Source organism: Caldalkalibacillus salinus (assembly GCF_016745835.1).
GTDB lineage: Bacteria > Bacillota > Bacilli > Caldalkalibacillales > JCM-10596 > Caldalkalibacillus_A > Caldalkalibacillus_A salinus.
The window spans coordinates 1-13,273 of record NZ_JAERVL010000019.1 but is presented as its reverse complement, the minus strand read 5'-3'; the positions used below and the strand labels follow the sequence as shown (position 1 = coordinate 13,273).

Annotated in this window: 12 protein-coding genes, 2 tRNA genes and 1 other RNA gene; 11 read left to right on the top strand and 4 right to left on the bottom strand. The window is 41.8% G+C overall.

The features are described 5' to 3' along the window. The first annotated feature begins 45 nt into the window (after positions 1–45). Entirely contained in the window at positions 46–759 is a 714-nt protein-coding gene (locus JKM87_RS12270) for a hypothetical protein (protein WP_202080667.1), read from the top strand. 117 nt (positions 760–876) lie between these two features. On the opposite strand, the gene JKM87_RS12265 is transcribed toward JKM87_RS12270, so the two are convergent. Then, the gene (locus JKM87_RS12265; RefSeq protein WP_202080666.1) at positions 877–1,128 is read right to left on the bottom strand and encodes a YkuS family protein; all 252 of its coding nucleotides are present in this window, start codon (positions 1,126–1,128) and stop codon (positions 877–879) included. Positions 1,129–1,307: 179 nt separating this feature from the next. Between JKM87_RS12265 and JKM87_RS12260 the strand changes: the two genes are divergently transcribed. The 5 genes from JKM87_RS12260 to JKM87_RS12240 all read left to right on the top strand — a co-directional run bounded on the left by JKM87_RS12260 (position 1,308) and on the right by JKM87_RS12240 (position 6,548). Continuing rightward, positions 1,308–2,447: an acyl-CoA dehydrogenase family protein gene (locus JKM87_RS12260; protein WP_202080665.1), complete on the top strand. Its 1,140-nt coding sequence runs from the start codon at positions 1,308–1,310 to the stop codon at positions 2,445–2,447. Between the two features lie 166 nt (positions 2,448–2,613). Then, positions 2,614–2,940: a c-type cytochrome gene (locus JKM87_RS12255; RefSeq protein WP_202080664.1), complete on the top strand. Its 327-nt coding sequence runs from the start codon at positions 2,614–2,616 to the stop codon at positions 2,938–2,940. A gap of 249 nt (positions 2,941–3,189) precedes the next feature. Beyond that, positions 3,190–3,939: a tRNA (adenine(22)-N(1))-methyltransferase gene (locus JKM87_RS12250; protein WP_202080663.1), complete on the top strand. Its 750-nt coding sequence runs from the start codon at positions 3,190–3,192 to the stop codon at positions 3,937–3,939. After that, complete coding sequence (locus JKM87_RS12245; RefSeq protein WP_202080662.1) at positions 3,905–5,017, top strand: Nif3-like dinuclear metal center hexameric protein; 1,113 nt, start codon at positions 3,905–3,907, stop codon at positions 5,015–5,017. The genes JKM87_RS12250 and JKM87_RS12245 overlap by 35 nt, the downstream gene beginning before the upstream one ends. Positions 5,018–5,153: 136 nt before the next feature. Continuing rightward, a complete protein-coding gene (locus JKM87_RS12240; protein ID WP_202080661.1) occupies positions 5,154–6,548 on the top strand; it encodes an MATE family efflux transporter in 1,395 nt (464 codons plus the stop codon). An 85-nt stretch (positions 6,549–6,633) separates the two neighbouring features. Here JKM87_RS12240 and JKM87_RS12235 read toward each other — a convergent pair whose 3' ends face one another. Next, a complete protein-coding gene (locus tag JKM87_RS12235) occupies positions 6,634–7,581 on the bottom strand; it encodes a 4-hydroxy-3-methylbut-2-enyl diphosphate reductase (RefSeq protein ID WP_202080660.1) in 948 nt (315 codons plus the stop codon). Between the two features lie 181 nt (positions 7,582–7,762). Between JKM87_RS12235 and rnpB the strand changes: the two genes are divergently transcribed. Next, positions 7,763–8,247: RNase P RNA component class A (gene rnpB, locus JKM87_RS12230), an RNA gene on the top strand. Between the two features lie 213 nt (positions 8,248–8,460). Here rnpB and speD read toward each other — a convergent pair. Then, positions 8,461–8,880, bottom strand: a complete 420-nt coding sequence (gene speD, locus JKM87_RS12225) for an adenosylmethionine decarboxylase (protein WP_202080659.1) — start codon at positions 8,878–8,880, stop codon at positions 8,461–8,463. Between the two features lie 213 nt (positions 8,881–9,093). Then, the gene (locus JKM87_RS12220) at positions 9,094–9,690 is read right to left on the bottom strand and encodes a hypothetical protein (protein WP_202080658.1); all 597 of its coding nucleotides are present in this window, start codon (positions 9,688–9,690) and stop codon (positions 9,094–9,096) included. A 363-nt stretch (positions 9,691–10,053) separates the two neighbouring features. Here JKM87_RS12220 and zwf point away from each other — a divergent pair, with 363 nt between their 5' ends. From zwf to JKM87_RS12200, 4 genes are all read left to right on the top strand, one after another. Then, on the top strand, positions 10,054–11,562 hold the full coding sequence (gene zwf / locus JKM87_RS12215; RefSeq protein WP_202080657.1) for a glucose-6-phosphate dehydrogenase: 1,509 nt from the start codon (positions 10,054–10,056) through the stop codon (positions 11,560–11,562). A 51-nt stretch (positions 11,563–11,613) separates the two neighbouring features. Then, positions 11,614–12,246, top strand: coding sequence for a cyclase family protein (locus JKM87_RS12210; RefSeq protein WP_202080656.1), 633 nt, complete (start codon positions 11,614–11,616; stop codon positions 12,244–12,246). Between the two features lie 713 nt (positions 12,247–12,959). Then, positions 12,960–13,036: transfer RNA gene (locus tag JKM87_RS12205), tRNA-Arg, on the top strand. A gap of 4 nt (positions 13,037–13,040) precedes the next feature. Beyond that, positions 13,041–13,114, top strand: a tRNA-Gly gene (locus JKM87_RS12200). Positions 13,115–13,273: the final 159 nt, after the last annotated feature.

Genomic DNA, 13,273 nt, shown 5'->3' with positions numbered 1-13,273 from the left:
GTTATAAGCGATGTATAATAAAGACGACCTGAGGTGGCACTCTACATGAAGTCCTCTAAAAAGAAAATCATCTTAGATGAAATCAAGTACTGGAAAAAGCATAAACTATTGCCCAATCATTACTGTGACTTCCTTACAACACTTTATACGGAAGGTTCCGAATATTCAACGAGTGATGTTAAGAAGGATAAAAGTCATTATTCTTTTCTGTGGAAAAAAATGATGGTAAGCTTAGTATTAGCGTTAACAGCCATATCAACTTTACTTGTTTTTTATTTTAGCGACTTTTCTATACAAATGCAAATTTCTATTCACATTTTGTTCATACTTTTTCTTTCAACCGTTTTTATATATGGCCTTTATAGAGATATCTTTGTGTATCAATCGCTCCCCTTATTACTCATCACCGCATGGGCGTTATGGTACACGATTGACCACTGGAATGCAAACTTTAATTGGATACGGTTCGAAGGAACATGGGTGGCATGCGCCCTTTTGCTCGTCGGATGCGCGTGGTTTATCCGCCATATGAACAAAAAACTGTGTTTAACGCTCTATATCACCGGTGTGATTTTATTTTTTGCCCCTATATTACAAGGTGGATGGGTTGAACAAGCGTCTTTAACTGTACTTCAAACGCTAGCTGTAAGTAAATTGATCATTTATGGCCTAACATTGTGGCTTTGGCAGCCTTACCGCTACATTTTAGAGTTTGACCGTAGCGATGAAGAGAGGGAAACTTCGCGTATTCAAGTCTAAAAGTATCACTCTCTAAAATAAATTTTACAAGTATCATAGCTCTTATGATGTGATGATAAAGAGAAATGAAAAAGAGATTGACGTGCAATCTCTTTTTCATTTCATTAATGATGGGGGTTATGATTGTGCTTCTAGTCTTTGTTGCACTTCCTGTAAAACTTGCTCCTCTGAAAGGCCAGCGCAGTTAATGACTGACGCCTGTGTCGTAGCATCCTGCATACCCATCACATTTTGATCTTGTCCAGAAATACAATAGCATTCGCATTCTGGAGATTGATTAGCCTCTAAATTAACCACTTCATACCCGTTCTGTTGTAGAATGTTTTTAACGTTTCCTAAACTATTCTCAACCGCTACACGATGATGCATGAGATGTCACCTCCAATCATTATTATTCTTGCTAAAATCTGTGAAAGTATAACATCCCTCAGAATGATAGGATTCATCTGCCACTTTAGATTGAAAATTCTTGCAAATAAAGAAGAATGATGACTATAATAAAGAAAGAATGTAAGCGCATACAAAAACGCGTCGAGAGGAGAGTTAGAATGCAGTTCGAACTTACACAAGATCAAAGAATGGTACAGAAGATGATTCGAGAATTTGCCGAAGAAGAGGTTGCTCCGGGGGCAGAACAAAGAGATAAGACGAAGACATTTCCACGTGAGATTTTCCGGAAACTCGGTGATCTCGGTCTACTCGGGTTACCTTTCCCTGAAGAATATGGTGGTGGAGGCGCAGATACCATTAGTTTTTCAATTGTTGTAGAAGAGTTAAGCCGCGCATGTGGATCGACTGGTATTACCTATTCCGCACACGTATCTTTAGGCGGGGCACCTCTTCACTTGTTTGGTACTGAGAATCAAAAACAGCAGTATCTGACGCCTTTATGCACGGGAGAATACCTAGGTGCTTTTGGTTTAACAGAACCGAACGCTGGCTCAGATGCAGGGGGTACAAGAACATACGCAAAGAAAGAAGGATCTGAATGGGTCATCAACGGTAGCAAATGTTATATCACAAATGCAAGCTACGCCAATAACCTTGCACTCACAGCTATATCGGGTGAGTCAAATGGGCAAAAAGAGATATCCGCCTTTATTGCACCGACAGATGCACCAGGGTTCAAAGTATTGGATCAGTATGAAAAAATGGGGTTACACGCATCAAACACGACAGAGCTTGTCCTTGAAGATGTTCGCGTTCCCGAAGAGAATATGTTAGGCAAGCAGGGGGAAGGATTCAAACAGTTTCTCATAACATTAGACGGTGGACGTATCGGTATAGGTGCCATGGCTGTAGGTATCGCTCAAGCCGCTTATGAGGCTGCGTTACAATATGCCCAAGAGCGACAGCAGTTTGGCAGATCCATCTCCAAGTTTCAAGCCATTCAACACAAACTAGCGGATATGGCCATGAATATAGAATTGGCTCGTATGATGGTATACAAGGCGGCATGGCTAAAGGATCAAAATAAAAGGTTTACGAAGGAAGCATCAATGGCCAAATTGTTTGCCTCTGAGATTTGTATGAGGGCTTGTGACCAAGCGGTGCAAATTCATGGTGGTTATGGTTATATGAGGGATTATCATGTGGAAAGATACTTTAGAGATGCAAAATTACTTGAAATAGGAGAAGGCACATCTGAAATACAACGCAATGTTATCGCTCGTGAAATAGGCTGTTAATTTGACTTACAATACCGACTGAACGCTCAGTTAGTGAGTTTGTCTTGAACTCGTGTTTTGTTTACGGTATTGTAAAACTATATATCAGCTAAATATGGATAGAATAAGTACGAAATGGTATAATCATCAAAGTGGATAGTCTACAAGATAGGAGGAAATCTTAGAAATGAATCCAATTAAAGTGTTTTTATCTATTTTTACTGCTGGGATTGCTTTAACTTTAGTCCTTGGGATTGTTGGGTTCAAAGAGGGAGAGGAACTTGCTGGGCCGAGCACAGCAGAGACCCATCCTGATTTTATGCAAAGCTGTATAAATTGTCACGGGGCTGATCTACGTGGAACAGGACAGAGCCCAAATTTACGTCACTTGGATTTAACGGAGGAAGAGATTCTAGATGTGGTCACCAATGGCGTTGGAGCAATGCCGGGTGGGCAGGCTGCAGGTCATGAAGAAGAAGTTGTTGAATACTTACAATCTATCCAAGATGAATAATATGATATTTTTCATTCATGGGCACATAATAAAATCATATGTATACAATCAACCATAAGTGGGGTCCAAAAACGTAGTTGGGTGAAGAGAACTTCAATTGAAGTTCTCTTTTTCACATCACATAGCACATCACCGAAGCATGTCGTTCCCCTTTACCGTAACATTCTAAGTCAGTGACGATAAAACCCTATAAGTGAATAATAGAAAACGAGCAAGATAAGCTGTAGGAATAGGCAAGGAGTTAATTACATGAACGAACATCAGTTATCAAAACGTTTAATGCAGGTTGCTGAATACGTGCCTCATGGAAGTAGAATGGCAGATATCGGTTCAGATCATGCTTATCTTCCTATCTTTTTAGTACTGAATGGAAAAATAAGTTTCGCAATTGCTGGTGAAGTCAACGATGGTCCTTATGAATCAGCGAAGGCACAAGTAGATCGCTTGGGATTGCAAGGTGTTGTTGATGTACGCAAAGGTGACGGGTTAGCAGTGATAGATGCAGAAGAAGTAGACGTCATATGTATCGCAGGCATGGGAGGCGCCCTCATTCGTCAAATTCTTAGCGAACAGTCTTCGAAATTAAATCAGGTTAAGCGACTCATTTTACAACCGAACGTGGCCAGTCATATTCTTAGAGAATGGTGCCTGGAGAACGGATGGGAGTTAAAAGATGAACGTATGGTAGCAGAAGATGATAAGTACTACGAGGTGCTGATTGCAGATAGAGGGACCCCCTCAGTGCCATACGAGCAGCTGCCTGAAGCATGGAGACTGCACGCGCTAACGATGGGGCCCTTTCTTCTACGCCATCCCAATCAAGCCTTCATAGACAAATGGACGTATGAATTAAATAAACGTAAAAAAATCCTTGAATCTCTAGACAATGGCGTCGGGCCTGACGTTGAAGAGAAAAAAAAGTTAATTGAAACTGAAATGGCAATGATACAGGAGGGATTAAAGTATGGTTCACGCTCAGACGATCATCCAATGGTTTGAACAGTTTTGCCCTAAGCATTTGGCCGAGGATTGGGATAACGTTGGTCTGCAAGTGGGAAGCCTACAAAAAAAGGTGTCCAAAGTTTTAGTCACCTTAGATGTCACGCGCGAGGTTGCGGAAGAAGCCATAGATGAGGGAGCAGAGTTGATTATTGCCCATCACCCTATCATCTTTCGCCCTCTCAAACACTTACGCACGGACGATGAGGCTGGTCAAATCCTTAAGAAGTTGATACAGCACGATATCACTGTATACATAGCCCATACTAATTTAGATATTACAGCAGGGGGTGTGAATGACTGGTTGGCGGAAAGCTTGGCCTTGGAAGAGACAGAAGTCTTATCCCCTACCTACCATGAACAACTGAAAAAACTTGTCGTGTTTGTTCCGGTCGACCATGAACAGGCCGTCAGGCAAGCACTAGGTGACGCTGGTGCTGGCCACATTGGAGAATATAGTCATTGCTCGTTCAGAGCCGAAGGCACAGGCGCCTTCTTACCGTTAGAAGGTGCCAATCCTTTCATAGGGGAACAAGGCAAGGTAGAGGAAGTTCATGAAGTCAAAGTGGAGACGATTATACCAGCATCACTTCAATCAAAAGTCGTGCGGGCTATGTTAAAGGCCCACCCATATGAAGAAGCTGCTTATGATATTTATCCTCTGGACTTAAAAGGGGAGACCTATGGTTTAGGTCGAGTAGGCCAACTAACAGAAGAAATGACGTTAGAAGCGTTTAGCCATTATGTCAAAGACCGTTTAGACGTACCTCAAGCGCGAATCATAGGAGATAAAGCACGTATGGTGAAGAAAATAGCGATTTTAGGAGGAAGCGGTAGTAAATTCATTAAAAAAGCGGCTTTCAAAGGCGCAGACGTCTTCGTTACAGGAGATGTGGACTTTCATAGTGCTCATGATGCATTGATGAACAATGTGGCTGTTGTAGACCCTGGGCACCACATAGAAAAAGTGATGAAGCAAGGGGTACAAAATGTGCTCGAACAGGCAGCGCAACAGCACAAAGCTGAGCTGACTGTGTTACGTTCGCAAGTCAACACAGAGCCGTTCCAGTTTATTTAATAAGAAAAATATTAATCGGTTAAAAACTTATGGGGATGACTCCATAAGTTTTTTTATATAGTAGAAAATATTGATTTGTTTCGATATACTAAATAATAGTCAATAGTCAGAGTGAACGGGAAAGAGGAGAATGAGCATGAAGACAGTGGAGAGTAGAACGAGTTGGGATGAGGAAGATATTCAAGCACTTGAGACAGGTGGACCACAAGCGATACGAAAAAGAATTTTACACTTAGCAGGACCATCCCTAACGGAAATGGTACTGATCAACTTTGTGCAAATGATTAATATGATCATGGTCGGTAGAGTGGGCGCTGAAGCTGTGGCTGCCGTTGGCTTAACAAACCAACCCGTTTTCTTCGCTTTAGCTGCTTTTATGGCCCTGAATGTAGGGACAACCGCCATCGTTGCACGAGCGATGGGCTCCGGTCAATATGATCAAGCGAATCAAGCGGCACAACAAACCTTGACGTTGAATATTATTCTATCCCTTGTGATTGCATTCATTGGCTTTTATTATGCTGAGGACATCCTTATTTTTATGGGGGCGGAACCAGAGGTTCTACTGGACGGTGTCGGTTATGCCAAGATTATTTTCCTATCCTTAGGGTTTATCACACTTTCTATGGGTTTAACAGCCGTATTACGTGGGGCTGGAGACACAGTGACCCCAATGAGAATCAACGTGACGTCCAATATCCTTCTTATACTGATCGGCTTTCCTTTAATTTATGGACATGTAGGTTTTCCGGAGTTAGGCGTTATAGGCGCCGCTATAGCGACCTCAATCGCCAGGTTCGTGGCTGCTGTATGGGTTCTGTATGTCTTATTTAGTGGTAAATTTGTGATCAAACTTTCATTGCAGCGCTTATTTTCTTTTGATAGAGCCATGATTAGGAGAATCGTTCGGATTGGTTTGCCCGCCGCGGGGGAACAATTTGCACTTCGTGGGGGACAAATCATCTTTGCACGTATCGTCGCAGGTCTAGGAACTGCAACGTTTGCTGCAAATCAAATATGCTTTAGTATACTCGGTTTGACGTTTATGCCCGGTATGGCTTTTGCCACGGCTGCGACCACATTAGTTGGGCAAGGACTAGGGGCGAAGAAACCAGAATTAGCAGAAAAATTCGGATGGGAAACGAGAAAGATTGGCATGGTCATATCCGGTGTGATCGGGGGTTGTTTTATCCTATTTGCCCCTTATATTATGATGCTATATACCAATGAAGTGGACGTGATTGAACAGGGGGCTATTGCGCTACGTGTGATTGGTGCCGTACAAGTGGCCCAGTCTACCCAATTCATATTAGCGGGCGCCTTGCGTGGTGCGGGAGATACAAAGTTTCCTTTATATGCTATGTTTATTGGCGTTTGGGGCTTTAGAGTCGCGTTATGTTTATTATTCGTGCTCGTGTTGAACTGGGGCATACTAGGGGCATGGTTAGCGGTAGCCGTTGATCAGATTGTACGTTCCTTCATTATCTACTACCGTTATAAAGGCGGTAAATGGAAAGAGATGATTGTGTAACAGTCTTTTATAAAAACAGCACCGCTATTATATATAAAAACAGACCCCCCTAACACTAGGGAGGTCGTTTTTTGTCTATTTTAGCTTATGCATTTTTTTGCTTCACTTTTGGTAGGATGCGCTTCAAGTCTAATGTCCGTCTTGGGTCCCAAGTCGATGGATCGTTATGCTCAAAATCCTCGAGATACTTGATCACCTCTTTAGTGACTTGCGTAGGGGTAGATGCCCCTGAAGTGACGGCCACTTTGTGTACGCCATCAAGCCATTCATGCTTGATTTCTAAGACGTCAGCTACGCGATAAGCAGGTGTTCCAGCAATCTCTTTAGAGACTTGTGCTAGTCGGTTAGAATTGTTACTCTTAGGATCACCAACCACAATAGTGAGATCGGCTTGTTTCGCTTGTTCGGCAACTGCTTCTTGTCTAACCTGTGTGGCTAGGCATATTTCATTGTGTATCTCAGCTTGTGGATATTTACTTAGTACCCTGTTCATGATTTGAGCCACGTCCCACTGGCTCATAGTCGTTTGATTCGTGACAAGAATGCGTGACGCTTTTACATCTAGCGCATCGACATCTTCTTCCGTTTCAACTAAGAAGACATCTTGTGGCTCCACACCAACAGCGCCTTCCGGTTCGGGGTGTCCTTTCTTACCTACGTAAACGATCTGATATCCTTCTGATACCTTGTCTCGGATAAGGTCATGGGTCTTTGTCACGTCTGGGCAAGTGGCATCCACTACCGTGAGGCCTTTATCCTTAGCGAGTGCCCTCACTTGGGGAGAGACACCGTGAGCGGTAAATATGACCGTCCCTTTTTCGACTTGGTTTAATATATCTAAACGATTGGGTCCATCTAGTGTTATAATGCCTTCTTCTTCAAACGCGTCAGTGACATGCTTATTATGAACAATCATGCCCAAGATATAGATCGGGCGAGGTAGATCAAGGTTTGCTGCTGCTTGTTTGGCTAGCACCATGGCATCTACAACGCCGTAGCAGTATCCACGGGGAGAGATTTTAATGACCTCCATGTTTGGAACACTCCTTCGTATACACTATAATAACATCGTATCACGTTTATCTTTCCATGGTAAAGCAGGAAATATTTTAAGGTTGAGATGCGTTAACGCACATGATATACTGTTTAATGTTGATCAGACAGAAGTGCATGAGGACATGCATTGTTGACAATCATGAATAACAAAAGCAATGGAAGTAAGCTGGGCAATCGCGAGTAGACTGTCGAAAGGCGCTACTCGAGGAAAGTCCGGGCTCCATAGGGCAGGGTGCCAGCTAACGGCTGGTCAGCGTGAGCTGAAGGATAGTGCCACAGAAACATAAACCGCCGATGGATGCTTATGGATGTAGTAAATAGGTTCGCCGACTATTAGCGCAACGTCCTGTTGCAAAGTCGGCATTTGCCCATCCATGGGCTTCACAGGTAAGGGTGGAAGCGTGAGGTAAGAGCTCACGAGGTCGTCTGGCAACTTTCGACCTGGTAAACCCCACCTGGAGCAAGACCGAGCGAGGACCGGTTGACGATGTCAACAAGCTTTTGCCCGAAGTGGTCCATGGTAGGTCGCTTGAGCGTTATAGTGATGTACCGCCTAGATAGATGATTGCCACTCCAATGGTGGGAGGGTAACCCCATATAACCACTGGGAGCACAGAACCCGGCTTATAGGCTTGCTTCCGTTATTACAAACCAAAAACCATAAACGTTCATAAGTGTTAAAGAGATATAAGTAGATACGTGTTGCAAATCATACCACCTGTACATACGGGTGGTTTTTTTTGTGTTTAGTTCTGCGATGATCTTTCATACCCTAACGATAAGGTGATAAGGAAATTGTGACAAGAAAAACCACCCCTCATTGAGGGATGGTTATCTTACCACCACAAAGGTGGTTTTATTTGACTAAATTTCCTTCCTTATATCCGTTGTTCTTAGTGAGATCAGAATCAACGACTTCTAAGTCACCAGTACCACGAATAAGTTTACGAGCGTAAACTTGACTTGGACTTAGTGCTTGCACCATGTAGTTAATTGCAGCCTCAGGGTCAACAGTTTCCCCGCAAGTGTAACAATCTAGCGCAGCAAATCCTTTCTCAGGATAAGTGTGGATGGAAATATGACTTTCTGATAATAAAACTAAAACGGTTGCGCCTTGTGGCTCGAACTGCTTTGCTTGAACAGACAGTACGGTTGCGCCACAAACCTCAGCCGCTTCAATCATGTGGTGTTGAAGTGCTTCAGCGTCGTTCAACAAATGAAAATCTACACCCCAAGTATCAATTGCAACATGTCTCCCGAAAGTTGAATATTCCATCTTTCGGCCCCCTCTCCTAGCAAAATTATGGTTAGTAATATCGCTAGGACCTACGCCATTCACTTTTAAGAGGAGAATTACTCTTGGAAGTGAACCCTGGTTCCTATTTTATTACAAAGAATAAGATACCATGCCTTGTTCTTTTCCGCAACACTTTTTTGTGTAATGCTACAAGCCAATATAAAAATAAAACCCGCTACAATGAGCAGCGGGTTAAGCTTCCAATTTAAATAATTCATGGGAAAGACGAAACAGCTCGTGATCAATGTTTGAAAGGTGATGTCCACTAGCGCGGTTTCGTTCATCTAATAATATGTCTACTTTTTGCTTTAAATGCTGTATTTTAACTTCTACATTATTCTGTTTCATGAGATACTCTAACTCAGCAGTTTGATCCTGATAAGAATATATCGTAGCACACTCACCGTTTTTCACTTCTTTAATCTGTGTCACTTGACCATAGCGATACTCATAAACCATTTCAAAATGAGCATATAACCGGTGGACAGTTGCATGCCCGTAATACATTCTTATGGCCTGTTGCATCATTTGAGCCAATTGTAAATGAGTGGTTTTAAAAGAACTTACACACTTAAAATAAGAGCCATGATGATTAAAGATGAGTGGTATCTCTTGGGCATGTAGATCAATAAGCACCACTTCCGTACTATCCTCTTGACCTCCATGTCCAAAAACGTGAGATTTTGTGACGAACCCATGTTTCTGGAATAATTGGAGAAAACCATCCAACTGTTCACTGCTAAGCGTTAATGCCAGATGTTTATATTCAGTTGCCAGCCTGCCGGCCATAAATATCTCTCCTATTTGTGTGTTGTTCATCATTATAACAGATTTTTGGCAAAGTGTTAAAATATCATTTGTTACATATTTATCCTGCCTGTCAACAGCTTTAGTTGTCATAAAAAAGATAATAGCAGGATGACATCTCCCCTTGTGACACATAATAAAATAAAACTCATTATCGGGTCTCATCGTATAGTCTTTTGACGAGGAAAAAACGACCGAGATTAGAGCCCAACGCTATATTCTTTGTGTTTTTCTCTGCGTTTCATTACAATATAGGATGGTATACAACCTATTACACGTCTGGGTAAAACACCGTCGTAATATATAGAACCATATAAAATTAAACTAACAATATGGAGGAACGCCATGAGTCGTAATAAACATGAACCTGCAGTGATTGTCATGTTTGGTGCAACGGGAGATTTGGCAAAAAGAAAGCTTTTTCCTGCCCTCTATAGCTTGTATCGTGATGGGCAATTAGCACCAAACTTTGTTGTGATTGGTCTAGGGAGAAGGGAAATGTCTAAGAATGACTTTAACGAGCGCGTGAAATCGTCCTTAGAGGAATTCTCACGCCATCCCGTAGATAATGAATGGGAGCAATTTATATCGCACATTCATTATCAGCGGTTAGATATTAATACCGCTAGCGACTATGATGAGCTATTAAATACTGTGGAATCAGTTGAGCGTGAATATGACATTCCTCAGAACAGGCTTTTTTATTTAGCTATCGCGCCTGAGCTATTCGAACCGGTTACCGTTCATCTGAAGAATCAAGGGTTACTTCAGAATAGCGGGTGGAAACGTCTCATCATAGAGAAACCGTTCGGGCATGACTTGCCTTCTGCTGAAGAATTAAATGAAAAGATTAACCAAGTCTTCAAGGAAGAAGAAATTTACCGTATAGACCATTATTTAGGCAAAGAAATGGTTCAAAATATCCAGGTCATTCGTTTTGCTAATTCTTTCTTTGAACCCTTATGGAATAACCAGTACATATCTAACATTCAACTGACGTCTAGTGAAACAGTTGGAGTGGAAACGCGTGGGAACTACTACGATAAATTAGGCGCTCTTCGGGACATGGTGCAAAACCATATGTTACAGATGGTCACCATGATGGCGATGGAACCCCCTAGTCGCTTAAAAGCTGAAGCCATTAGAGATGAAAAAGTAAAAGTATTAAGATCTATAAGGCGTTTTAATACAGTAGAAGAAGTGAACCAACATGTGGTAAGAGGTCAGTACGGGCCAAATGAGATTGAAGACAAGGTGTTAAAAGGCTACACAGAAGAAGAAAATGTCGATCCGAACTCTCAAACGGAGACCTTCGTTGCCGCGAAGATTATGGTCGATAACTTTAGATGGGCAGGCGTCCCTTTTTATATTAGAACCGGTAAGAGACTGCCTAGGAAAGCGACCGAAATTATCGTTGAGTTTAAACAGATGCCTTTTGTATTCTTTAACAAAGAAGGCAACCTAGAACCCAACTTGCTAGTGATCCGTATCTACCCAGAGGAAGGGGTACATCTTAAACTGAACGCCAAAAAACCAGGTACTGAAGGAAACATTATGCCTATCTCTATGGATTTCTGTCATGAATTCACGGTTGGCATTAATTCACCAGAAGCTTACGAACGGTTAATCAACGATGCTTTAGAAGGAGATTCCACTTACTTTACAAGATGGGACGAGGTATCCTTAGCTTGGAAAATCGTAGACCCTATTATTGACGCCTGGAACAGCTCAGAAAAAGCATTGCCATTACACCTCTATCCGGCTGGCGAAATGGGACCACAAGAGGCATTTCAATTACTCGAACAAGACGGCTCCAAATGGTGGCCTTTAGATGGAGAGGACAACCATGAGTAGGCATAAAGTCAACTACGCTTTGCTTGAAAAGTATGAAAGGGGATATAAACAATGAAGATTTATGATATCACGCTACCGGTCTATGAAGGAATGCCAGTATACAAAAATAAGGAAGAGAAACAGCCTTCTTTTGAAGTAACTCAAGACTTTGAGACAGGCAAGGTACATGAAACCCGTATTCATCTCGATGTCCATACTGGTACGCATGTTGATGCGCACTTACATATGCTTCCGGATGGGGAAACGATAGAGTCAATTCCTGTAGAGGAGTTGATTGGCCCATGTAAAGTATTCGACCTTACAGGAGTTGAAAAGGGTATCGCCAAAGAGGATATTGTCAATCTAGACATTCAAGAGCATGATATTGTCCTTTTTAAGACGAAGAATTCGTTCGACACTGAATTCAACTTTGAGTTCATTTATGTCAAAGAAGACGCAGCCAAACACTTAGCGGACATCGGTGTTAAAATTGTAGGCATAGACGCTTTAGGGATTGAACGAGCGCAAGAGGGCCACCCTACCCACAAATCGTTGATGCACAAGAACGTCATTATTATTGAGGGACTCCAACTTAAGGAAGTACAAGAGGGGCACTATTTTATGGTGGCAGCACCACTAAAACTTCAAGGTACTGATGCTTCACCAGCAAGAGTGATATTATTTGATCAAGCACCACAAGCGTAGTGTGATTCTCGTTATATCCTCATACCAATGCCCTTTGTGCTAATATGGCATTCCTCATTTAGAGGAATGCTATATTTTTTGGCGTAGTGTTATATAACACAAAATGCATCTGTGTTGTAATACAGGTTTGTTTGTTATTTTGTTTCTATATCAATATAAGAGAAGGGTCAAGATCAGCGGTTTTTACTTTTGGCTTTAAACGCAATGATGAAAAAAGCTAGATGAACTCAGACATGCGGGAGGAAGGGATGTGCTGGAGGGTTTATCTACCGCCTTTATGAAGGTCTTCTTTCCCTCATGGTATCAATAAAAAGAACTTACTTTTAAAACAGAGAGTAGGATAGAATGAGCTTTGAGACTATATAGAGAGGTAATTGAAGTATGGACGGTTGTCAAAGTGACAAGAATAGGGAAAGGGGTTGTCCCCTATATATCATGAAATAGAACTTTAAGAATTGATTGAATATAAAAAACCTAAAATTACATGTTGATTTATTATTTTTATCGTGTTATATTATTAATCGTCCTCACAAAAGGACATGCAACGTTCATTGAAAAATGTTCAATACTATGTACGTATTGAACAAACACATCATTAAAGTCTTCTCACATTAATGTAGATTGAGAGATGACGATTATTTGTTTTTAATGATGGCGTTCTTAATGTGACGTTTCTTATTTAATACTAACAACTATAATTGATGATTAACATTGTGTCAGTAGCTCAGCTGGATAGAGCAACGGCCTTCTAAGCCGTCGGTCGGGGGTTCGAATCCCTCCTGACACGCCACTATGCGGGTGTAGTTTAGTGGTAAAACCTCAGCCTTCCAAGCTGATGTCGTGGGTTCGATTCCCATCACCCGCTCCAAAAAAACAAATAAAAAAACTTTAAAAAAGGTCTTGCAAAACATCTCGAAACGTTGTATACTAATTCTTGTCGCGTTAAAAGAGATCAACGCAAACAACTAAACAGATTGTCTGGTGACGATGGCGGAAGGGTCACACGCGTTCCCATACCGAACACGAC

Coding starts and splice junctions, on each gene's coding strand:
- JKM87_RS12270 (WP_202080667.1), top strand. CDS start 46: ATGAAGTCCTCTAAAAAGAAAATCATCTTAGATGAAATCAAGTACTGG.
- JKM87_RS12265 (WP_202080666.1), bottom strand. CDS start 1,128: ATGCATCATCGTGTAGCGGTTGAGAATAGTTTAGGAAACGTTAAAAAC.
- JKM87_RS12260 (WP_202080665.1), top strand. CDS start 1,308: ATGCAGTTCGAACTTACACAAGATCAAAGAATGGTACAGAAGATGATT.
- JKM87_RS12255 (WP_202080664.1), top strand. CDS start 2,614: ATGAATCCAATTAAAGTGTTTTTATCTATTTTTACTGCTGGGATTGCT.
- JKM87_RS12250 (WP_202080663.1), top strand. CDS start 3,190: ATGAACGAACATCAGTTATCAAAACGTTTAATGCAGGTTGCTGAATAC.
- JKM87_RS12245 (WP_202080662.1), top strand. CDS start 3,905: ATGGTTCACGCTCAGACGATCATCCAATGGTTTGAACAGTTTTGCCCT.
- JKM87_RS12240 (WP_202080661.1), top strand. CDS start 5,154: ATGAAGACAGTGGAGAGTAGAACGAGTTGGGATGAGGAAGATATTCAA.
- JKM87_RS12235 (WP_202080660.1), bottom strand. CDS start 7,581: ATGGAGGTCATTAAAATCTCTCCCCGTGGATACTGCTACGGCGTTGTA.
- speD (WP_202080659.1), bottom strand. CDS start 8,880: ATGGAATATTCAACTTTCGGGAGACATGTTGCAATTGATACTTGGGGT.
- JKM87_RS12220 (WP_202080658.1), bottom strand. CDS start 9,690: ATGGCCGGCAGGCTGGCAACTGAATATAAACATCTGGCATTAACGCTT.
- zwf (WP_202080657.1), top strand. CDS start 10,054: ATGAGTCGTAATAAACATGAACCTGCAGTGATTGTCATGTTTGGTGCA.
- JKM87_RS12210 (WP_202080656.1), top strand. CDS start 11,614: ATGAAGATTTATGATATCACGCTACCGGTCTATGAAGGAATGCCAGTA.